Origin of the sequence: Bradyrhizobium sp. S3.12.5 (assembly GCF_040548225.1) — a bacterium.
In the GTDB taxonomy this organism is placed as follows: Bacteria; Pseudomonadota; Alphaproteobacteria; order Rhizobiales; family Xanthobacteraceae; genus Bradyrhizobium; species Bradyrhizobium cytisi.
This window is the reverse complement of the sequence record NZ_JBEPRF010000003.1, coordinates 185,752-205,919: the sequence shown is the minus strand read 5'-3', so window position 1 is coordinate 205,919 and position 20,168 is coordinate 185,752. Positions and strand designations below refer to the sequence as shown.

19 protein-coding genes are annotated in these 20,168 nt (G+C 63.5%); 4 read left to right on the top strand and 15 right to left on the bottom strand.

The window, feature by feature from the left end; translation table 11 throughout:
• Positions 1 to 10 precede the first annotated feature (10 nt).
• A complete protein-coding gene (locus tag ABIC09_RS05065) occupies positions 11 to 715 on the bottom strand; it encodes an NUDIX hydrolase (protein ID WP_354034148.1) in 705 nt (234 codons plus the stop codon).
• Between the two features lie 29 nt (positions 716 to 744).
• On the bottom strand, positions 745 to 1,770 hold the full coding sequence (locus ABIC09_RS05060) for an ABC transporter substrate-binding protein (RefSeq protein WP_187435195.1): 1,026 nt from the start codon (positions 1,768 to 1,770) through the stop codon (positions 745 to 747).
• A gap of 138 nt (positions 1,771 to 1,908) precedes the next feature.
• On the opposite strand from ABIC09_RS05060, the gene ABIC09_RS05055 reads away from it, so the two are divergent.
• Positions 1,909 to 2,358, top strand: coding sequence for a cupin domain-containing protein (locus ABIC09_RS05055; RefSeq protein WP_148754194.1), 450 nt, complete (start codon positions 1,909 to 1,911; stop codon positions 2,356 to 2,358).
• 45 nt (positions 2,359 to 2,403) lie between these two features.
• Here the strand turns inward: ABIC09_RS05055 and ABIC09_RS05050 are convergent, their stop codons facing one another.
• Positions 2,404 to 3,189, bottom strand: a complete 786-nt coding sequence (locus ABIC09_RS05050; protein WP_148754193.1) for an ABC transporter permease — start codon at positions 3,187 to 3,189, stop codon at positions 2,404 to 2,406.
• A complete protein-coding gene (locus tag ABIC09_RS05045) occupies positions 3,189 to 4,007 on the bottom strand; it encodes an ABC transporter ATP-binding protein (protein ID WP_354034153.1) in 819 nt (272 codons plus the stop codon). The genes ABIC09_RS05050 and ABIC09_RS05045 overlap by 1 nt, the downstream gene beginning before the upstream one ends.
• 134 nt (positions 4,008 to 4,141) lie before the next feature.
• Here ABIC09_RS05045 and ABIC09_RS05040 point away from each other — a divergent pair, with 134 nt between their 5' ends.
• Together ABIC09_RS05040 and ABIC09_RS05035 are read left to right on the top strand one after the other, a co-directional pair.
• Positions 4,142 to 4,924, top strand: coding sequence for an ATP-binding cassette domain-containing protein (locus ABIC09_RS05040; protein ID WP_354083411.1), 783 nt, complete (start codon positions 4,142 to 4,144; stop codon positions 4,922 to 4,924).
• A complete protein-coding gene (locus ABIC09_RS05035) occupies positions 4,921 to 6,480 on the top strand; it encodes an ABC transporter permease/substrate-binding protein (RefSeq protein ID WP_354108584.1) in 1,560 nt (519 codons plus the stop codon). Before ABIC09_RS05040 ends, ABIC09_RS05035 begins: the two co-directional genes overlap by 4 nt.
• Before the next feature lie 99 nt (positions 6,481 to 6,579).
• Here ABIC09_RS05035 and ABIC09_RS05030 read toward each other — a convergent pair whose 3' ends face one another.
• Together ABIC09_RS05030 and ABIC09_RS05025 are read right to left on the bottom strand one after the other, a co-directional pair.
• Entirely contained in the window at positions 6,580 to 8,292 is a 1,713-nt protein-coding gene (locus ABIC09_RS05030) for a sulfatase-like hydrolase/transferase (protein WP_354108583.1), read from the bottom strand.
• Between the two features lie 187 nt (positions 8,293 to 8,479).
• A complete protein-coding gene (locus ABIC09_RS05025) occupies positions 8,480 to 9,148 on the bottom strand; it encodes a TetR/AcrR family transcriptional regulator (protein WP_354108582.1) in 669 nt (222 codons plus the stop codon).
• Positions 9,149 to 9,253: 105 nt separating this feature from the next.
• Between ABIC09_RS05025 and ABIC09_RS05020 the strand changes: the two genes are divergently transcribed.
• Positions 9,254 to 9,874 (top strand): hypothetical protein, encoded by a 621-nt coding sequence (locus ABIC09_RS05020; protein WP_354108581.1) that lies wholly within the window; start codon positions 9,254 to 9,256, stop codon positions 9,872 to 9,874.
• Between the two features lie 9 nt (positions 9,875 to 9,883).
• Here the strand turns inward: ABIC09_RS05020 and ABIC09_RS05015 are convergent, their stop codons facing one another.
• From ABIC09_RS05015 to ABIC09_RS04975, 9 genes are all read right to left on the bottom strand, one after another.
• Positions 9,884 to 10,735, bottom strand: coding sequence for an SDR family oxidoreductase (locus ABIC09_RS05015; RefSeq protein WP_354108580.1), 852 nt, complete (start codon positions 10,733 to 10,735; stop codon positions 9,884 to 9,886).
• Positions 10,736 to 11,139: 404 nt separating this feature from the next.
• Positions 11,140 to 12,240, bottom strand: coding sequence for a DUF2336 domain-containing protein (locus ABIC09_RS05010; protein ID WP_354108579.1), 1,101 nt, complete (start codon positions 12,238 to 12,240; stop codon positions 11,140 to 11,142).
• 51 nt (positions 12,241 to 12,291) lie between these two features.
• Positions 12,292 to 15,678 (bottom strand): bifunctional diguanylate cyclase/phosphodiesterase, encoded by a 3,387-nt coding sequence (locus tag ABIC09_RS05005; protein WP_354034163.1) that lies wholly within the window; start codon positions 15,676 to 15,678, stop codon positions 12,292 to 12,294.
• A gap of 362 nt (positions 15,679 to 16,040) precedes the next feature.
• Positions 16,041 to 17,060 (bottom strand): ketol-acid reductoisomerase, encoded by a 1,020-nt coding sequence (gene ilvC, locus ABIC09_RS05000; protein ID WP_008131520.1) that lies wholly within the window; start codon positions 17,058 to 17,060, stop codon positions 16,041 to 16,043.
• Between the two features lie 132 nt (positions 17,061 to 17,192).
• Positions 17,193 to 17,795: a LysE family translocator gene (locus ABIC09_RS04995; RefSeq protein ID WP_354034165.1), complete on the bottom strand. Its 603-nt coding sequence runs from the start codon at positions 17,793 to 17,795 to the stop codon at positions 17,193 to 17,195.
• A gap of 7 nt (positions 17,796 to 17,802) precedes the next feature.
• The gene (locus ABIC09_RS04990) at positions 17,803 to 18,678 is read right to left on the bottom strand and encodes an EamA family transporter (protein WP_354034166.1); all 876 of its coding nucleotides are present in this window, start codon (positions 18,676 to 18,678) and stop codon (positions 17,803 to 17,805) included.
• 45 nt (positions 18,679 to 18,723) lie between these two features.
• Positions 18,724 to 19,419, bottom strand: coding sequence for a class I SAM-dependent methyltransferase (locus tag ABIC09_RS04985; RefSeq protein ID WP_354034167.1), 696 nt, complete (start codon positions 19,417 to 19,419; stop codon positions 18,724 to 18,726).
• Positions 19,420 to 19,422: 3 nt separating this feature from the next.
• Positions 19,423 to 19,965 (bottom strand): acetolactate synthase small subunit, encoded by a 543-nt coding sequence (gene ilvN, locus ABIC09_RS04980; RefSeq protein ID WP_148754180.1) that lies wholly within the window; start codon positions 19,963 to 19,965, stop codon positions 19,423 to 19,425.
• A gap of 11 nt (positions 19,966 to 19,976) precedes the next feature.
• Complete coding sequence (locus tag ABIC09_RS04975) at positions 19,977 to 20,117, bottom strand: hypothetical protein (RefSeq protein ID WP_187435191.1); 141 nt, start codon at positions 20,115 to 20,117, stop codon at positions 19,977 to 19,979.
• Positions 20,118 to 20,168 lie beyond the last annotated feature (51 nt).

Below are 20,168 nucleotides of genomic sequence, written 5' to 3'. Positions count from 1 at the left end.
GCCTCGCGCGTCAGCGCGAGGCGAACTGCTGCGCGATGAAGGCCGTGACAAATCGCGGCATGGTCGGCGTGAGATCATCCATCCCACGCACGAGATGGATGGCCGAAAGCTCCGGTTCGTCCTGGCGAGCCAGATTGGCTTCGATCCGCGCGCGAGCAGCTTCACCCGGCATATCCAGGTTGAGGATCTGTATCATTGCAAGTGCGCTGCCGGTGACGACACAATGCCAGTCCGCCTCTGCCGAATAATCGGCGGGAAGCAGGCCGGTCTCCTCCTCGAGCTCGCGGACGACGCTGCCGGGAATGTCAAGCGTGCCGTCCCTGACATCATCGAGATCGGGTGTGCCTGACGCGAAATAGATGCGTCCCGCATTGGCGGTGTGATGTGCCATCTCGCCCATCACGAAGGCGCCGTCGGAGGTGCGTAGAGCGGCCATGCCGAACCCATTGAACACGGCCGGATCAGGAAAGCCCCAGTCGCGCCAAGCCAGGAAGCTGGCGAAATCCGTCTCGAAATAGGTCGCGGCGAGATGACCGCCGGTGAAGACGGCATCGCGCCCGAGCAGCACTCGGCCGTTCCAGATTTTCGGCCGCGCACGTTGCTGCTCGGCGAAATGCGCCTCGATCTCGGCGCGCCGGTCCCCGGCGAACGGCCAGACGACGGGGCGCACGGCAAGTTCAAGCGTCGAGACGCGATGAATGGTGAGTGACGTCATGACGCCTGATTACCAAGCCTTCGCGTCAGTTATTTGGCGCTCCCCGTGGTCTTCTTAGCCTGGTCGACGAACTTGTTGGTAAAAGTCTTGCTGACGTCGATTTTGGCGTTGGCCACCTCGGGCGAACCGACGCTGAACACCGCCAGCACGGCGTCGGCGCCCTTGGGATCCATCTTGCCGGTCTCGGAGAACATCGGGATCGTGTTCTTCAGCGCGGCGAGATAAAGGTCCTTGTTCTTGCCGACCATCTCGTCCGGCATCTTGGCCATGATCTCTTCGGGCGAATGCGAATGGATCCAGGCGATCGTGGCCAGCATTGCGTTGGTCAGCGCCTGCGTCTCCTTCTCATGTCCATTGATCCAGGCCAGTGTCGAGTACAGCGCGCCGCCCGGATATTCCCCGCCGAACGTCTCTAGCGTGTCCTTTTGCGTGCGGGTGTCGCTGAGAATGCGCAAATCCTTGTGGGTGCCCTGGAGCACGGTGACGGAGGGATCTAGCATCACCGCGGCATCGATCTGACCCTGCTCCATCGCAGCGACGGCCGTGGCGCCGAGGCCGACGCCGATCACGGCGGTGCCGGCCGGATCGAGCCCATTCTTCTTCAGAAGATATTTCAGGAAGAAGTCGGTGGAGGAGCCGGGCGCGCTGACACCGACCCTCTTGCCGGCCAGATCCTTGACCGATTTGATGTCCCCGCTATGCGACGGTGCGACGACCAGCACAAGCCCGGGATAGCGGTCATAGACCACGAAAGCCTGCAGCTCCTGCTTCTTGGCCGCCAGGTTGACGCAATGGTCGAAATAACCGGAAACCACGTCGGCACTGCCGCCGAGCACGGCCTTGAGCGCGTCCGAGCCCCCCTTGAGATCGACCAGCTCGACATTGAGGCCGGCCTTCTCGTACTCGCCGAGCTGCTTGGCCAGCACCGTCGGCAAATAGCACAGGCAGGCGCCGCCACCTATCGCGATGGTCACCTTGCTTTGCGCTGCGGCAAGACCGGTGGTGAGCGTCAGCGCGAGCAGCGCGCCAGCGAGCCTGGCAATCGTGTTCTTCATTGGTTTCCTCCGTTCGGCTGGCGGCACCATAGAGCAGCGCAACTGGCTTGAGAAGCACCGCTTAAGTGGCACTGGCCATTGGCCTTTCGGCGAAATAGCATGCGCCCACAACAATAATCTCTGAGGGGAGGATCATCCATGAATCGCCTTGCTGCCGGGCTGTCGATCACCGCTGCCTTTGTCGCCGGATGCGGCGCGACCTACCTGCTCGGGCCGGCGCTCGCCGCCGAAAACATCACCGCGCAGATCATCCATACCGGCGACATGGAAGGCGACGCACTCGGCCCCGCCAACCAAGTCGGATACCGTTCGAAGACGTTCATGACCGCTGATGGCTCGACCGTGTCGATCCAGGTCGGCAATGTGCCGAAACACCTGCATCCCAACACCAACGAGATTCAGTACATCCTGGACGGCACCGGGACGATCTGGCTCGGCGACAAGGAAGTGACGGTGAAGCCGGGCGATCTCGTCATCATCCCGAAGGGCACGCCGCATGGCGGCACCAAGCCGATCAGCGGCCAGGTCAAGGCGATCGCGATCAAGACGCCGCCGCAGGCGCCCGACGACGTCAAGCTGCTGGATTGAGCATTTGCTATCGGGGTTCGCGCAGATGCGCGGGCCCTTTTGCCGCTAGCCGCGGCCGTCCACGGTCGGCCGCCAGACCAATAGCCGCCGCTCGACCAGCGTGACACCAAAATCGATCAGGATGACGAAGGCCGACAGCACAAACATGCCGGCGAACACGCCGGCGACGTCGAACACGCCTTCGGCCTGCTGGATCAGATAGCCGAGGCCTGCCGCCGATCCCAGATATTCGCCGACGACGGCGCCGACCACGGCGAAGCCGACCGAGGTGTGCAGCGAGGAGAACATCCACGACAGCGCCGACGGCCAATAGACGTGCCGCATTAGCTGCCCCTCGCTCATGCCGAGCATGCGGCCGTTGTCGAGCACGGTGCGGCTGACTTCCTTGACGCCCTGGTAGACGTTGAAGAACACGATGAAGAACACCAGCGTCACGCCGAGCGCGACCTTGGACCAGATGCCAAGCCCCAGCCACAGCGCGAAGATCGGCGCCAGCACCACACGCGGCAACGCATTGACCATCTTCACATAGGGGTCGAACACCGCGGCCACCAGCGGCTGGCGCGCGAACCAGAAGCCGATGAGGACGCCGCCGAGCGATCCGATCACGAAGGCGAGGATCGATTCCACCAGCGTGATCCAGAGATGCTTCCAGATCACGCCGGAGACGAACCATTTGACGATCTGCTCGAACACGTCGACCGGGTTGGAGAAGAAGAACGGCGGCAGCAGGATCTTGCCGAACACCGGCACGGTCGACAGCAACTGCCACAGCACGATGCAGACGATCGCGACCAGGACTTGCAAGGCAAGCAGCGTGACGCGCGACATCAGACGGCCTCCGCCGCGTGGGTGGATTGCGCGTAGCCTTTCATCACCTCGTCCTTGAGCACGCTCCAGATCTCTCGATGCAGCGCGTGGAAGTCCTTGTCCATCCGCACCTCGAAGATGTCACGCGGGCGGGCGAGCTGCACGCGCCAGTCGCCGATGATGCGCGAGGACGGCCCCGCCGACATGATCACGACGCGGTCAGCGAGTGCGATCGCCTCCTCGAGATCGTGGGTGACGAACAGCACGGCCTTGCGGTCGGCGTTCCAGAGATCGAGCAGCAAATTGCCCATCACCTGGCGCGTCTGCGCATCGAGCGGCCCGAACGGCTCGTCCATCAGCAGGATCTTCGGGTCGCGGATCAGGACCTGCGCCAACGCCACACGCTTGCGCTGGCCGCCGGAGAGCATGTGCGGATAGCGGTTGGCAAACGCGCCGAGACCTACGGAGGTGAGCCATTTTTGCGCCTGTGGCAGCGCCTCGCTGCGTGGTGTGCCCTTGATCTCGAGCCCGATCGCGACATTGTCGAGCGCCGTCTTCCAGGGGAACAGCGCATCGGCCTGGAAAAGATAACCGGCATCCCGGTTCAGCCCGGCGAGCGGCCGATCAAAGATCTTGACGCTGCCGGCGGCCGGTTTGAGCAGCCCGGCGGCGACATTGAGCAGCGTGGATTTTCCGCAGCCGGTCGGGCCGACAATGGCGACGAACTCGCCCTGCGCGACTGCGAGATGGGCCTTCTCCACCGCCGTATAGACCCGCCCGTCCCCCAGCCGGAACGCGACCTTGGCATCTTCCAGCGCCACTGCCGTGGGCGTAGTCATGTGTTTCCTCCGAACTTGGCTTGATGCCTTAGCCGCTCGCGCGACCAAGTTCAATCAAGGCGCCAAGCGTGCTACGCATGGGCCTCGTCATACCCTCCCTCCACGGGCGGGTCAGCGAAGTGAGCCCCCGCCCGATGCCGTCCAGACCGATGATTGGCTATTCCCGCGTCACCAAGAGCTTCGGCCCCCTCAGGGCCGTCGACGACGTGTCGCTCGACATCGCCGAGGGTGAATTTCTGGCCATCGTCGGCGGCTCGGGCTCGGGCAAGACGACGCTGGTGCGGCTTGCCAACCGGCTGATCGAGGCCGATGACGGCATCATCACGGTCGAGGGCGAGGACGTCCAAAACATCGATCCGGTCGCGCTGCGGCGCCGGATCGGCTACGTCTTCCAGAGCGGCGGGCTGTTTCCGCATCTAAATGTCGCCGACAATATCGGGATCACGCCAAAGCTGCTGGGCGAGCCGGCAGCGGCGATCGCGACGCGCGTCGACGAGTTGCTGGAGCTCGTCCAGCTCGACCGTGCCACCCATCGTGACAGGCTGCCGGAGGCACTCTCGGGCGGGCAGCGTCAGCGCGTCGGCGTGGCACGGGCGCTGGCAGCAAAGCCTCGCATCTTGCTGATGGACGAGCCATTCGGCGCGCTCGATCCCCTCACCCGTGATGCGCTCGGCGAGGACTTTCGCGAGCTGCACCGCAAGCTCGGCCTGACAACCGTGATGATTACGCACGACATGACGGAGGCGATTTTGCTTGCCGACCGCATCGCGGTCATGCGCGGCGGCAAGCTGCTCGCGCAGGGCACGCCGTCTGAGCTCTCGACGAGCAGCGATGCCTATGTGCTGGAGCTGCTAAGCACGCCGCGGCGCCAGGTCGAGCGGCTGAACGCGCTCTTGCCACAGGGCGGTGCGGCATGAGCTTCTTCAATGATCCGCGCTGGGGCGAGGCGCTGTCGCATTTGCCCGATTATCTCGGCAATCATGTGCGGGTGAGCCTCGCCGCGCTCGCGCTCGGCCTGATAGTCAGCCTGCCGCTCGCAATCCTCACACGCAACCGCCCGGCGCCGCGCGCCATCCTGCTCGCGCTCGCCAGCATCGTGCAGACCGTGCCGGGGCTGGCGCTGCTCGCGCTGTTCTACCCGCTGCTGCTGCTCGCGGCGTCCGTGACGCTGAAATGGTTCGGCATCTCCTTCTCCGCATTCGGATTCCTGCCGGCGATGCTGGCGCTGGCGCTCTATTCGATGCTGCCGGTGCTGCGCAACGGCATCACCGGGCTCAACGGCATCGACCCCGCTCTGATCGAAGCCGCCAAGGGCGTCGGCATGACGGCGCGGCAGTCGCTCGTCATGGTCGAGCTGCCGCTGGCACTGCCAGTGATGATGGCCGGCATCCGCACCGCCGCCGTGTGGGTGATCGGCACCGCGACGCTGTCGACGCCGATCGGTCAAACCAGCCTCGGCAATTACATTTTCGCGGGGTTGCAGACCCAGAACTGGGTATTCGTGCTGTTCGGCTGCTTGGCCTCGGCCCTGCTCGCGCTCGCCGTCGATCAGCTGCTTGGCCTCGTCGAGAGCGGCCTGCGCAATCGCAGCCGCCTGGGTGCCGGGCTCGGTGCGATCGGGATCGCGGCGCTGGTTGCGGCGACGCTGGTGCCGACGATGGGACGTTCGTCGTCCGGCTATGTGGTCGGTGCAAAGACCTTCGCCGAGCAATATGTGCTCTCGGCCCTGCTGAGGGACCGCCTCCAGGCAGCCGGTTTCTCCGCCGCGGCACGGTCCGGTCTCGGCTCGAGCGTGATCTTCGGGGCGCTGAAGGCCGGCGATATCGATCTCTATGTCGACTATTCCGGCACGCTCTGGGCCAATCAGCTGCACCGCACCGACATCAAGCCGCGCGCGGAGCTGGTGACAGATTTGAAGACGGCGCTCGCAAAGGACAACATCACGCTGCTCGGCGAACTCGGTTTCGAGAATGCTTATGCGCTGGTGATGCCGAAGACGCGCGCCGACGCGCTCGGCATCCACACCATCGCCGATCTCGCCGCGCACGCTTCAACGATGTCGATTGCCGGCGATTACGAATTCTTCTCGCGGCCGGAATGGGCGGCGCTGCGACAGGCCTATGGCCTTCAGTTCAGCGCGCAGCGCCAGATGCAGCCGGACTTCATGTATGCGGCGGTCGCGAGCGGCGAGGTCGACGTGATCGCCGGCTACACCAGCGACGGGCTGATCGCGAAATACGATCTGGTGGCGCTCGACGATCCCAAGCACGCGATCCCGCCTTACGATGCCATCCTGCTGCTGGCACCGAAGCGCGCTGGCGACGAGCGGCTCAAAGCGGCGCTGAGCCCGCTGCTCGGCAAGATCGACATCGCCACCATGCGCGAAGCAAACCTGCGCGCCAGCGGCAATGACGCGAATTCATCGCCGGATGTGGTGGCGAGGTGGCTGTGGGAGAAGGTCGGCAGGCAGTAGGCCCGTGCCGCGCACGCTCGCACCCAAGCCGTCATCCTGAGAGCTTGTGAAGCTTTCAGGGTGACGGGGAAAGGGCAGCGCTCGGACGGGCAAACAGCCTTAAAGCCCGTGTATCATCCCCGCATTGATCAGCAGCCGGTTGAGCCGCCGCGCCTCGGCGCCGTCCTTGCAGCCGTAGAAGATGCCGTTGCAGCGGAGCATGATCTCCTTCTGCTCGGCGAAGGACGGATCGAGCGGAATGCCGGCCGCCTCCTGGATCACCAGCGGCAGATAGGGACCGTCGACCGTGTCCATCACCGTATCGCTCTTCACCGGCTCGAAATTGACGGCGTCGATCGCGTAATAGGTCGCATAGAGGCGCGGATCATAAGCGTCGAGCTTCTTGCCGATCGCGCCTTCGTCGAGCCCGGGCTCGAGCAGATTGGGCGCGAACTCGGGCTGGTGATCGCCGTAGCGCACGATCAGGAAAGGCTCGCCCGGAAAATTCTTCTTCAAGCCCGCAATGAAGGACTTGTATTGCTCGGCGCTCATCGCCTGCCGGCGCAGATATTCGTCGATCGACGGCGCGTTGCCCGGCGCGCGCCAGTTCGGCACCAGATCGGGGCGGAAGCGCGTCTCCCAGGGGAAATGATTGGCGCCGAGATAGATGAAGCTGAACAACGGCTTGTTCGGCGTCCGCTCGCCCATCAGCCGCAGCGCCTTGTCGTAGAAGAAGCTGTCGGGCTCGACGTCCTTCGCGCCGAGATCCCTGGAGTCGAGGAAGCGCTCGACGCCGGTCGTCACCTGGAAGCTGCGCGCACCCATGAAGCCGCCATAGGCGGGATAGAGCGACATGGTGTCGTAGCCGCACCGGCGCAGCGCCAGCGGCAGGCCGCGCTCGACGCGGCCCGACGCAATACGCGTCACGAAATAGGCGAAGCGGCCGAACGAGCGCGAGGAAAGACCCGCAAGCACATTGTATTCGGTGAACCAGCTAGGCCCGCCATTGCTCTCGGCCAGAAATGTGCGCTCCTTACCGTCCCAGGACTTGAAGTGACTGCCGTAACCCGGCGGCACCTTGATGCCCTGTGCGGCGCGGATGTCAAAACTCGATTCATCATGGATCATGATGATGTTCGGCCGGCGGCCGGCCGGATGGCAGGCGTCGACCAGCGGCATGTTGAGCCGCTCATTGGTCGAGGCGTCCGACTCCATGAAGCCGTACTGCACGAAATCGGAGACGGCGGTGACGCCGGAGCGGAAGAACTTTGAGAGATAGCCGTCGTCGTAATAGCCGCGCCAAGCTTCATCAGGATGATAGACGGAATATCCGACCACCCCCGCGAGACAGGCGAGCATCGCGGCGAGCGCCGGCAGGCGGCGGATGCGGAACGGATCGAGCCACCACAGCGCATACATCAGCGGCAGCGTGACGAAGCCGGCGCCGATCACCGACCAGCGCAAGTTCGGGAAGATCGTGAACAGGAACGCGACCGTGTCGCGGTCGATCATCATCAGGTCGATGAAGTTGACCGTCATCTGCACGACGTCGTGCTTGAGCCGCGACAGCAGCACCAGCACCACGACCATGGTCAGCGACAATGCGCCCGACAGCGCCGGCCGGCGCAACAACGCGATCCAGAAGAAGTTGAGGATGCCCCAGGCGAGCAAGAAGGACAGGCGCGAGCCGAAATCGGTCTCGGTCTCGTACATGAGAGCGAGGGCGGCAAGATGCGGTGCGGCAACCGCGAGCAGCCGCCAGATGCCGAGCGCGGCGACGCTCGCCAGGACGGCGGTGGTGGCGGAAGGACCTGAATTGGGCGCGGACGCCATCGACGACACGCAACTTCTGGTCCGGCGGGTGATGCCAGGCCGTCTGGCGGGCCTGCGGCGTTCGGCGCAGCCGGAAGCCTGCACCGTGTCATAAAACTGTAATTGAACGGTCACGGACAAGCAACGCGAGCAGCGAACCGACCTTCGCTTAATGTTAGCGGGTGGCGAAAGGCGGCACGCCGGCACGCTAGGGCTTGGCGATCCCCACGATGAACAGATCGATCACCGCCTCCGCCATCCGCTCGATCTCGTCCTCCGCCACGCCCCAGCGCGGAAAATGGCCGTCGAGGTTCATCCGGGCAAAACCGTAAATCAGGGCGCGGCCGGCGATCAGGACGCGTTTGAGATCCGCCGATTGCAGCAGGCCCTGCTCGGCCGCGTCAGCCAGCATCTGCTCGGTCAGCGCGACCAGCTCGGCATTGTCGCGCGTCAGCTCGGCCGAGCTGCCATGGGCGAAATAGCGGCCGGTGGAGATGATCTCGAAATGCGCGGGGTTACGTATCGCCCAGCGTACATAAGCGATGCCGAAAGCGCGGAAGCGGGCCAGCGGGTCGGCCGATGGCACTTCCCTCAGCGCGGCCTCGATCTCGACGCGGAAGCGCCGCTGCGCCTCCCCGGCCACCGCCGCCATCAGCGCGTCGCGATTGGGGAAGTGCCGGAACGGTGCCCCCGGCGACACCGCAGCCCGGCGCGCAGCCTCGCGCACGGACACCTCGGCGCCCTCGGCTGCCAGCTGCAGCGCAGCATCGATCAGCACGCGACGGAGGTCGCCGTGATGATAGGGCCGGGCTTCCGATGTCTGGCGAAGGGTGCGGGACTTGGATGTCTGACGCTTGGAGGTCTGACGGGCGGGCATGGCGTCTTCTAGCATCACCCGAACGTGAATGTAAGCAGAGATTACATTATTGACGATCACGCCGCCCGAAATGTAATCGATGATTACATGATAGAGGAGACCACCATGTCGCAACGGCAAAGCTGGTTCGAAGGCTGGCGGCTGCTCGCCGTCCTCACGCTGAGCCTGATTGCCTTAAGCCTCTGGATCGCCTCGATGCGGCAGTTCGAGGTCGAGGGCATGCGCATGGTCATCCGCTTCACGGCGCGCAGCTCGCTGCTGCTGTTCTGCCTGGCCTTCGGTGCCGCTGCGCTGGCGCGGCTGTGGCCGAACGCCTGGACACGCTGGCAGCGCCGCAACCGCCGCTATCTGGGTTTAAGCTTTGCGGCCTCCCACGCCATCCATGCGCTCGCGATCGTCGTATTCGCGAAAATGGACCCGGCTGGCTTTGCGGAGGCGACCTCGCCCGCCTCCTACGTCTTCGGCGGCATCGGCTACGCCGTCATCATCGCCATGAGCGCGACCTCATTCGACCGCACGGCCGCACTGATCGGACCGCGCGCCTGGCGCGCGCTGCACCTCGTAGGCGGCTATTATCTCTGGTTCCAGTTCATGGTGTCGTTCGGCAAGCGCGTGCCGGCGATGCCGCTCTATGTCGCGTTCCTCATTCCGCTGCTGGCCATGATGGCGTTGCGGCTGATCGCGATGGCCGCCCATCCGCGCGGACGGACGGCCGTGGCAGGTTGAGCGGCCGCTTCAGCCTTGCGGCAGCAGCCCGAGCCGCTTGGCGATGATGCGGTCGACCGTTCGCTTGGGCAGTGCGGCCGTCATGAAGTGCCGCATCCGGTCGGGCGTGATCTGGTAGCGAACCTTGGGCCTCGCAGCCGTGAGGGCCTCGAAGACGACCTCGGCGATACGTTCGGCCGGCAGCCCGGTCTCGCCGAGCTTCATCATGAACGCCATGACCTTGTTGAGCGCCGGGAGATAGGGCGAGTTCTGGTAGACCGACATATCGAACTGCTCGGCCTTGCTCCAGATTGGCGTCTTCACTGCGCCGGGCGCGACGATAATGACGTCGATGCCGAACAGCATCAGTTCGCGGCGCAGGCTCTCCGACAGGCCCTCGATGGCGTGCTTGGAGGTGCAGTAGGGCGCCGACAGCGGATTGCCATTCTTGCCTGCGACCGAGCTGATCATGACGATCCGCCCTTTCGGCCCGTTCAGCGACGGATCTGCGCCGAGCAACGGGCCGAACGCCTGCGTCGCGATCACAGGGCCGATGACGTTGACGTCCATCTGGCGGCGGAAATCATCCGCCGACAATTCGAGCACGGGACCGGCGATGGCAACGCCGGCATTGTTGACGAGGCCCGCCAGCGTCTCGCCGCTCAGCACCTCGCGCACCTGGCGCGCGGCCGCCAGCACGGCGGCCTCGTCGGTGACGTCGAACAGCAGCGGCGTGAAGTTTTGGCCGAACTCACCCGTGAGCCGGTCGGCGTCGGCCTGCTTGCGGACGCTGCCGAAAACGCGATAGCCGCGCGCAATCAAATATTGCGCGATGGCCCAGCCGATGCCGGTGGACGCGCCGGTGACGACGACAGATCGCATGGTCTTCCCCCCAATAGTTCCCATGGTCATGTAGGAGGAAGGCGTCGGTGCGCAATGCCGTCCACCTCCAAGCAGGTGCGGCGGATGTCGGTACTTAAGGTGGAGCGGCGCGAGAACATCGCGACACATGATCGATTGCATCCTGACAATACGGATGAAGTGCCGAATCCTTGACTCTGAAGACGCAGCACTTTTGGCGATTGAAGGTTTCTGAAAAAGCTCTGAAAAAGACGCGAGACCAAGAATGTGCTTTAAGCGTCAGTTCTTGGTCTTGCGCCGAGGCTTCAAGCATCGAAGAGTTTGAATGAAGCTACAAAGCTTGAGAGGGAATGCATGTGTCGGGGCATCCATCTCATCTCGGTTCGAATATACCGGATAAGCACTTAATTTTTGGTTTGCCTCCGCTAATGGACAGCACCCTGGCCGGCCCGCTCGCGGAGCCGATAGAACTGGAGCGCAGCCTTCGCGGTATTCGGCTTCAACCGGAAGAAGCTCGCAAAGCACTGCTCCAATCGTGCTTTCGCCTCGGGGGCCGAGCCGCGCTGAAACGTCAAGATCGCCTTCGTCGTGTCCCAGGATAGTCCGATGGCCTTCGCGAGAATGAGAATTTGCTCGGGCTCGGAGCGGACCAGCGCACGCTCGATCGCTCCGATCGGCAGATCGCTCATGAGCGACAGGGCAATTGCGGTCTTGTCGAAGTTTCGCTCGCCGATGAAGCCGAGCACCCTGGCCTCGTCGAGTATTCCCCCAGAGTGCAGGGACCTCACCTCGGCCATCGCCCGGGCATGCTCGCTCGAGCCCACCCGTGCCGTCATCTGAAGCTCGTCGGAGGCCTCCGCGACGGCGCTGCGGATCAGGACTGCCCGGCGGGGATCGGCAGCTTCCAGCTTGCACCGCACCATCTCGGATGCATGGACGAACAATTTCAGCAGGGTCTCGCGCGGAATATCCGGGCGAGACCAGATGCACATGGCGAGCGCGCCATTGTCCCGCGCCCGCTTGACGAGCATGGACATCCCCTGGGGCGAGAATCTGGCTCCGCCGTTGCCGGCAGTCCGTACGGCAACATCATCGTTGCCGCGTTGGACGAGGACATCGGTGACGGGTTCCGTCAACTGGCTGCGCCCGGCGATGGCCAGCAGGTGATCCTGGCTCCTGGTCCGCGCGTTCTCCGCCAACGTCACCTCGTCGAGCCGTGGCGAATGCTCGAGCACCGGCGCGGCCACCTCGGGCGCATCGTCAAACGCCAGCAAGCGGATCGTCCGGGGCGGAGCGTCAGGCAATCTGGAAAGCCGGCTCCCGAAGGTCGCCCGGGCGGCGCATTCGATATTCTGGAGCAGCGTGCTCATCACCTCGTCGAACAGATCAATCTGTCCCTCGGTGAACTTGCCCGAGCCGAACACGAAGAGGTCTGCGACTTGTCGCAGGAGCTCGGCGCGCTTCGACAGCTCCGGGCTCGCCAGCGCCGTCTCGAGTTGATCGATCACGCCGTTCGCCAAATTCATCTCTCGTGTCCCGGAGATCGAGTTGCCCGTATTCCGACGAAGATCATGACATCACGCGACGTTTTGCGCCGGCAACGGCGAATCGAAACTGACTTCCGAGTTCGGCACGGGTCGCCCGAACAGATATCCCTGGACGAGGTCCACTCCCGCCGCCTGCAGGGCCTCGAACTGCGCACGACTCTCGACCCCTTTGGCGACCGTGGCGACATCGAGACCGCGCGCCAATGCGACGGCAGAGGCGACGACCGCCGCGCAGTCCCGTCGCGTTGCGCAGCCCTGCACGATCGCCCGGTCGATCTTGAACTTGTCGAATGGGAAGCTCTGGAGGTAGCTCCCGGCGGAATAGCCCACACCGCAATTGTCGAGGACGACGCCGACGCCCAGGTTCTTTAGTTGCCGGACCGTGAGCAGATGAGCCGCAAGATTCCCGTCCAGCAGCGCAGCGTCGGGAATTTCGAGCTCGAGGCGCTCCGGCGACAATCCCGACTCGACCAGCGCGCACAGGACGACGTCCAGTAGGTTACCTTTGTGGAACTGGGCAGCGCTCATGTTGACGGCGACCCGGATATGGGCCGGCCAGGCGGCCGCATCCAGGCAGGCCTGTCGCAGAATCCATTCACCGAGCGGCAGCATCAGTCCGGCCTGCTCGGCGACATCGAGGAACTGCGAAGGCGCCAGCACGCCCTTCGACGGGTGATGCCAGCGCACAAAACATTCCAGGCCGGTCATCGCGCACGTTCCGGCATCAATGATCGGCTGGTAGTGCAGCTCCAACTCGTTGCGAGCCATCGCCTCGCGCAGTTCGCCTTCGATCGACTTCTGTGTGTCGGCAGCTTCCGTCATCTCGGGTTGGAAGATGCGGAAATCATTCCGCCCTGCGGATTTCGTCGCATAAAGCGCCAAGTCCGCCCTCTGTAGCAAGCTCTCGGCATCGGCGCCGTGCTCCGGCGCGAAGGCGATACCGATACTGGTGCCGACGCTGACGCGATGACCGTCCAGATCGAAGGGTTGCTCGATTAGACCGATGATCCTCAGAGCCAATGCGATCGCGCCTTCGCTTTGAACTTTTTCGTTCTCCTGGATGATCGCGAATTCGTCGCCGCCGAGGCGCGCCAGGACGTCGGTATCCCGCAGCGATGAACTCAGCCGCCGCGCCACCTCAATCAGCAACTGGTCGCCCGCAGCATGACCGAGCGTATCGTTGACCGCCTTGAATCTGTCCAGATCCAGCATCAGCACGGTGAACTTTGCGCCATGACGCTGCGACCGCTTTGCAGCATCGTCGAGTTTTTCGGAGAACACGGCGCGGTTCGCAAGACCCGTGAGCAGATCGTGCTGCGCCAGATATGCGATGCGCTTCTCGTCTCTCGCTCGCTCGGTGATATCCTCGTGGGTCGTGAGCCAGCCACCGTCCGCCATCATGTGACGCGCAATCGCGACCACCCTGCCGTCGGCGAGTTCCCGGATCTCGCTGAGCTGCTTCACGTTCTGATTGAGATAGACGTCCGGCGCGACGTCGACGAAATGCGTGCCTTGCTCGCGACGATACTCGAGAATTTGCGCCAGCATGGTTCCTGGTTTTATCCGATCACCGTCAATGTGGTAGATTTCGCTATAGCGTGCGTTCGACACCACGATCCTCTGGTCCGCATCGAACATGCAAAGCCCTTGGGACATGTTGTTGAGGGCGGCGTCGAAGCGCATGTTGATCGCTTCGAGCTCCGCGGCCTTCTGGGCCAGCATTTGCTCGCCGCGCCTTTGCTCGGTGACGTCTTCGTGCGTCGCGACCCAGCCGCCATCCGGCAGCGGCTTGCGCTGGATCAGAACCTGGCGCTGGTCTTTCAGTTCATAGGCCTGCTGCCGCAGGGTCGGCATCTTCTGAAGATGTTGATTGACTGTCAGGTCGCCGGCGGATTCGCCGCGATCCGCGTAGTGCTGCAATATCCGTTCCAGCGGCGTGCCGGGCATGACGAGTTCGTCTGGCAGATCGTACATCTGCTGATAGCGGCTGTTCGATATCACGAGATTCTTGTCTGCATCAAACAGGCAGAGCCCCTGGGACATGTTGCTGATAGCGACATCGAACCGCGTGTTGATGAGCTTCAGCTCGGCGGCATTTTCCGCTAGCAGCATCTCGTCGCGCCGCTTCTCGGTGATGTCCTCATGGGTGGCGACCCAGCCGCCATCGGCCATGGGGGTACGCAGGATCGAGATGATCCGGCCGTCGGCGAGCGTGACAATCCGCGGGGTCCGGCGCCTTGCGCCATCGAGGAACTCGTCAATGTCGAGATCGCCTCCCGCCGTCTTGTAGACGCCGACGATGCTGCCCAGCGGCGTACCGCGCCTGACCTGCGCCTCGGTGAGGTCGTAGATATCACGATAACGGCTGTTGGCGATCAGCAGCTTCGCGTCGGCATCAAACATGCTGAGCCCATGCGGCATGTTGCTCAACGCAGCGTCGAACCGAGCACTCGCGGCCGCAAGTGCATTCGTTTGCCGTCGCAGCAGAAATGTACCGATCAGAATAATGGTGACGATCGCGGCAGCCAGCGGACCGAAGGTGTAGAGATGCCGGTACAGCGGCTGCAACACGTAACTGCGCGAGTAAGTCACCACCAGAACCAGCGGCAGGCCGGAAACGGCCTTGTACGCTGCAATGCGCGCGACGCCATCGATGGGGCTCGTGAGCTCGTATGAGCCTACCTCGGAGACCGGCAGATATTGGGTAAACAGCGGGCCGCCGGCGACCGACTTGCCGAGGACATCTTTCTGTTCCGGTACGCGCGCGAGGACCCGTCCGTTGCGGTGGAGCAGCACCACCGAGCCATTCGGGCCGAGATCGATCTTCCGGTAGATCTTCAGGAGAAAAGATTGATCCAGCGGCGCAGTGACGATGCCCGCAAAGCTTCCATCCGGGTTGTTCAATCGGCGTGACGCCGCACTGAACCATTTGTCGCCGCCTGCCGAGCGATAGGGTGGTGCAACGAACAATCCGGTGCCAGCGCCATCGCGTTGCGCGATGAAGTGCGCCATGTCCGAGATGTTGTTGCGCGGCAGCGTGTGGTCGTAGGAATGCGCAACGACCGCGCCGGACGCATCGGTCCAGCCGACCGCGACGAGAATCGACGAGCTCTTGACCAGTTGACGCAGCGCGACATTGGCCGCTTCGCCATCGGCGTATTTTCCGGACAAAGCGTCCCTGCGGATTGCCCGCGCCTCAAGCAGCACACGATCGATGTCTTCGAACGTCACCGCGGCATGCTCGGCCAGAATAGCCGAGAGATTGAGGGCGTCGGTTTTCGCAGATGCGACTGCTTCTCGGTAGCGGATGCCCAGATCAACGAGAAAAAGGGCGACGACAACGAGCGAAAACAGCAAGCCCAGGATCGTGACGGACGATCCCGGCGATCCGGTCGGCCTTCGCCAAGGGTTCGGCATTGTCCATCTGCGGTACGAGCAAAAGTTCACCCTCGCTCAGTCGCACTAAGATTTGGTTGATCTGCCTATCGCAATTGGACTCCGTAGTCGCACGGAAATCACGTCAGTAACGGTGTCCCAATACTCGGGAGCTCGCTGGAAAACATCCATTCTGCTGCAAAACCGAAGCCGGTTTCGGCAGGAGCTTCGCGCAGCGCGGGGCAGCGGCGCGCACGACAACGAGATCACGCTGGCACGAGGCGGACGTCGCATCGCCGCGTTACTTCCGGGGAGGCGTCCATGCAAACCCCGGAGGCTAGTGAACATCGATCGAGGTCCGGGGGGCGCGACTTCGTCACGTCCCCCGAATGACGGCGTTGCCGTCAGTTCTTGCTCTTGTCGACCAGCGCGCCCTTCTTGATCCAGGGCATCATGTCGCGCAGCTTGGCGCCGACTTCCTCGATCGGGTGCTGGGCGAGCTTGGCGCGGGTCGCCTTGAACGAGGTCTGGTTGACCTTGTTCTCGAGCATCCAGTCGCGGGCGAACTTGCCGCCCTGGATGTCGGCGAGAACGCGCTTCATCTCGGCCTTGGTCTCGGCGGTGACGATACGCGGACCGGTGACATACTCGCCGTACTCCGCGGTGTTGGAGATCGAGTAGTTCATGTTGGCGATGCCGCCTTCATAGATCAGGTCGACGATCAGCTTCACTTCGTGCAGGCACTCGAAATAGGCCATCTCGGGGGCGTAGCCGGCTTCGACCAGGGTCTCGTAGCCGCCCTTGATCAGCTCGACCAGGCCGCCGCAGAGCACGACCTGCTCGCCGAACAGATCGGTCTCGCACTCTTCCTTGAAGGTGGTCTCGATGATGCCGGCGCGGCCGCCGCCGACAGCGGAGGCGTAGGACAGGCCGAGGTCATGGGCGTTGCCCGAGACATCCTTGGCGATCGCGATCAGGCAGGGCACGCCGCCGCCACGCTGATACTCCGAGCGCACGGTGTGGCCGGGGCCCTTCGGCGCAATCATCAGCACGTCGAGGTCGGCGCGCGGATCGAGCAGGTTGAAGTGGACGTTGAGGCCGTGCGCGAACACGAGCGCTGCGCCCTTCTTCATGTTGTCGTGCAGGTGTTCGCGATAGATGTCGCCCTGGAGCTCGTCCGGGGTCAGCATCATGACGAGGTCGGCCCATTTGGCGGCATCGGCGACTTCCATCACCTTGAAGCCGGCGGCTTCAGCCTTCTTGACCGAGCCCGAGTCCTTGCGCAGCGCGATCGCGACGTCCTTGACGCCGGAGTCCTTGAGGTTGAGCGCATGGGCGTGGCCCTGGCTGCCATAGCCGACGATGGCGACCTTCTTGCCCTTGATCAGGTTCAGGTCGGCGTCGCGATCGTAATAAACACGCATAGTCGTTTCCTCGTTCAGGGCCAGAATCGGCCGATAGTCAGTGTCCGAATGGTGAAATTTGCGGATTTCGGGGACTGTCTAGAGCATTTTCAGCCCCTAGGGAAACCCGTTTCTGCATGGAAATCCGCGACATCATGCATCCATGAAAACGGGGTAGAGGGAGGCGAGCAGCAGGATCGCCATCAGGATATTGAAGGCACGGACCAGCCGCTCCGAAGTCAGCACCGGCCGTAGTGCAGTGCCGAAGAAGGCCCAGACCACGGTCGAGACCGTGCCCACGAGCAGGCTGATCAAGGTCTGGATTGCGATGTTGATGGGAAACTGGGCTATCGCCGCATAGGCGGTGATGGTCCCGATCACGATGACCCAGCCCTTGGCATTAATCCATTGGAACATGGCCGCGCCCCAGAAGGTCATCGGGCCGCGACCATCCCCCTCGCCCGGCTTCGCCGGACCGGAGAAGGCGATCACGGCGGCGAGGTAAATCAAATAGGCCGCGCCGGCATATTTCAAAATGGTCTGGAGGATCGGATAAGCCAGGAACACCGTGCCGAGCCCGAGGCCGACGGCGCCGACCATGAAGGCGAAGCCGATGACGATGCCGGCGATGTGGGGGATGGTACGCCGGAAGCCGTACGTCAAGCCCGAGGCCAGCAGCATGATGTTGTTTGGCCCCGGGGTGAAGTACATCACCACCATGAAGGCGAGGAAGGCGTAGAACAGCGAATTGGCCATGTTCACCTCACGCGATCTTCGCAAGCGGCCGAGGCCGCTTGACCAGCACCATCACCGCAATGCCGCCGATCACGGTCAGCATGCCGGCGAGGCGTAGCGGCCCGAACCGCTCGCCGAACACGATGCTGGATGCAGCCGAACCGACGAACGGCACCAGCAGCGCGAACGGCACCACTTGCGCAGCCGGATAGTCACGCAGCAGCCGGCCCCACAGCCAATAGGCGATGCTGGTGGAGATCGCGCCGATCACCAGCAGGCAGATGAGGCCGGTCAGCGACATATGGACCAGCGACTGGAAGGTCGGCACCGGTCCGTTCACGACGAGCGCGAGTGCGAACAGCGGCACCGCGGCGGTGAGGCACAGCCATGCGAACAGATCGAACATCGGCGCACCGCGAGCACCGCGCAGCAGGAGATTGCCGACAGCAAAGCAGATCGGGGCGATCATCAGCACCGCGAAGGCGCCGACGCTGAAATCATAACCGACGGTGCCGCAGATCATCAGCAGCCCGATGGCCGCAATGACAATTCCGAGCGTTTGCGCCGGCGTCGGGCGCTCGCCGAAGACCAACGCCGCGAAACCGATCGTGAACAGCGCCTGGCTCTGCACCACGACGCTGGTCAGCCCCACCGGCACCCCGTGGGCGATGCCGTAGGCCTGGCTCAGGAACTGCCCGAGAAACAGCGTAAGACTGATCGCGATCAGAAGCGACCAGGCGACCTTCGGCCTGGGAATAAACAGGCACGGCACCGCGGCAATGGAAAAGCGCATCGCCGTCATCAGCTCCGGCGAAAACTCGTCGAGCGCGATCCGGCTCGCCACAAAGGCAAGCCCCCAGATGATCGCCACCATGAGGGCGATGAGGATGTCGGCCGGCTTCATTGTTGTTTCCGGTTCTGCCCTGTCGTGCAGCCCTGCTTGTTGTTTCTAGCCTTGCTCGCCGGCTTTCGGTTTGCGTAGGAGATAAGTGCCGTGCATCGGGGCGTGGTAGTCGGCCGAGACCAGCGTGAAGCCGACATCGGTCAGCATCCGCTCCATCACCCAGCCGAAGGTGGAATATTCGTCGCGCATATGCGTCACCACGCTCTCACACGAGAAATCGTGGTTCTTGATATGGAAGTCGGCCCATTGCTCGACGTCGCGCTCGACGGCGTCAGGCATTGACGCGTAAACGATGTCGCGTAGGTAAAAGGTCGCGCCGGGCTTGAGCGCACGAAAGATCCGCGACATCGCCACCGCTTTCCAGAAATCCGGCAGGTGATGCAGCGTGAATTCGCTGACGATCAAATCATAAGAGTCCGGCCGGTAGGCGAAGGAAAGCAGGCCGGCCGACTGGGTGCGCACGGGCGCCTTGCGATCACGCGCGTAGATCTCGGCGAGCGCCAGCATCGCCGGCGAGATGTCGATGGCGTCGACCTCGGCCCCCATCAGCGCGGCTTCGGTCGCCAACACGCCGTTGCCGCAACCGATGTCGGCGATGCGCCAGCCGCGCTGGACCCCGAGCATCTTCAGCGCAGCGCGCGCCCGGATATCGGCGTCATCGTGACTGTCGTAGATCGACGCGACCGCGGGCCCGATGCCCATCCGGTTGCGTTCGTTGTAGTACCAGTCGCGCGCCAGCATGGGTCACATCCCCTCAGGCCCGCGGCCGATCGCGGCAACGCCGGTGCGCGACACCTCGACAAGGCCGAGCGGGCGCATCAGGTCGATGAACTGGTTGATTTTGTCCGTATTGCCTGTGATCTCGAACACGAAGCTCTCGGTGGTGGCGTCGATCACGCGGGCGCGGAACGCATCCGCCAGCCGCAGCGCCTCGACGCGATGTTCGCCCTGCCCGCGCACTTTCACCATCGCAAGCTCACGTTCGATCGAGCGCTTGGTCTGGGTCATGTCGACGACCTGGTAGACCGGAATCATGCGGTCGAGCTGGTGCTTGATCTGCTGGATCACCATCGGCGTGCCCGTGGTGACGATGGTGATGCGCGAGAGGTGCGTCTGGCTCTCGGTCTCCGAGACCGTGAGGCTCTCGATGTTGTAGCCGCGCCCCGAGAACAGGCCGATCACACGGGCGAGCACGCCGGGCTCGTTCTGCACGAGCACCGCAAGCGTGTGCGTCTCGTTGGGATCGTGGCGCTCCTCGATGAAGTAGGCGGATGCGGGCTGGTTCATTGTCGTCCCTTTCAAAACTTCTTCGTCATGCCCGCGAAGGCGGGCATCCAGTAATCACCGGCGCCTGAGATTCCCACGACTGCCGCGGCGTACTGGATCGTCCGGTCAAGCCGGACGATGACAGCGGAATTTTTCGCAGTTGCTCGGGTCATCGTGCGACTCCCCGCAAGCGGCGAGAGGCGAAGAAGGCGCGCTCGTCTCTC

Bases quoted from the DNA above. Each gene is read 5' to 3' on its own strand.
- ABIC09_RS05055 (WP_148754194.1), top strand. From the start codon at position 1,909: ATGAATCGCCTTGCTGCCGGGCTGTCGATCACCGCTGCCTTTGTCGCC.
- ilvC (WP_008131520.1), bottom strand. From the start codon at position 17,060: ATGCGTGTTTATTACGATCGCGACGCCGACCTGAACCTGATCAAGGGC.
- ilvN (WP_148754180.1), bottom strand. From the start codon at position 19,965: ATGAACCAGCCCGCATCCGCCTACTTCATCGAGGAGCGCCACGATCCC.
- ABIC09_RS05040 (WP_354083411.1), top strand. From the start codon at position 4,142: ATGCCGTCCAGACCGATGATTGGCTATTCCCGCGTCACCAAGAGCTTC.
- ABIC09_RS05035 (WP_354108584.1), top strand. From the start codon at position 4,921: ATGAGCTTCTTCAATGATCCGCGCTGGGGCGAGGCGCTGTCGCATTTG.
- ABIC09_RS05065 (WP_354034148.1), bottom strand. From the start codon at position 715: ATGACGTCACTCACCATTCATCGCGTCTCGACGCTTGAACTTGCCGTG.
- ABIC09_RS05025 (WP_354108582.1), bottom strand. From the start codon at position 9,148: ATGCCCGCCCGTCAGACCTCCAAGCGTCAGACATCCAAGTCCCGCACC.
- ABIC09_RS04975 (WP_187435191.1), bottom strand. From the start codon at position 20,117: ATGACCCGAGCAACTGCGAAAAATTCCGCTGTCATCGTCCGGCTTGAC.
- ABIC09_RS05010 (WP_354108579.1), bottom strand. From the start codon at position 12,240: ATGAATTTGGCGAACGGCGTGATCGATCAACTCGAGACGGCGCTGGCG.
- ABIC09_RS04990 (WP_354034166.1), bottom strand. From the start codon at position 18,678: ATGAAGCCGGCCGACATCCTCATCGCCCTCATGGTGGCGATCATCTGG.
- ABIC09_RS05015 (WP_354108580.1), bottom strand. From the start codon at position 10,735: ATGCGATCTGTCGTCGTCACCGGCGCGTCCACCGGCATCGGCTGGGCC.
- ABIC09_RS05030 (WP_354108583.1), bottom strand. From the start codon at position 8,292: ATGGCGTCCGCGCCCAATTCAGGTCCTTCCGCCACCACCGCCGTCCTG.
- ABIC09_RS05045 (WP_354034153.1), bottom strand. From the start codon at position 4,007: ATGACTACGCCCACGGCAGTGGCGCTGGAAGATGCCAAGGTCGCGTTC.
- ABIC09_RS04985 (WP_354034167.1), bottom strand. From the start codon at position 19,419: ATGCTGGCGCGCGACTGGTACTACAACGAACGCAACCGGATGGGCATC.
- ABIC09_RS05060 (WP_187435195.1), bottom strand. From the start codon at position 1,770: ATGAAGAACACGATTGCCAGGCTCGCTGGCGCGCTGCTCGCGCTGACG.
- ABIC09_RS04995 (WP_354034165.1), bottom strand. From the start codon at position 17,795: ATGGCCAATTCGCTGTTCTACGCCTTCCTCGCCTTCATGGTGGTGATG.
- ABIC09_RS05005 (WP_354034163.1), bottom strand. From the start codon at position 15,678: ATGCCGAACCCTTGGCGAAGGCCGACCGGATCGCCGGGATCGTCCGTC.
- ABIC09_RS05050 (WP_148754193.1), bottom strand. From the start codon at position 3,189: ATGTCGCGCGTCACGCTGCTTGCCTTGCAAGTCCTGGTCGCGATCGTC.
- ABIC09_RS05020 (WP_354108581.1), top strand. From the start codon at position 9,254: ATGTCGCAACGGCAAAGCTGGTTCGAAGGCTGGCGGCTGCTCGCCGTC.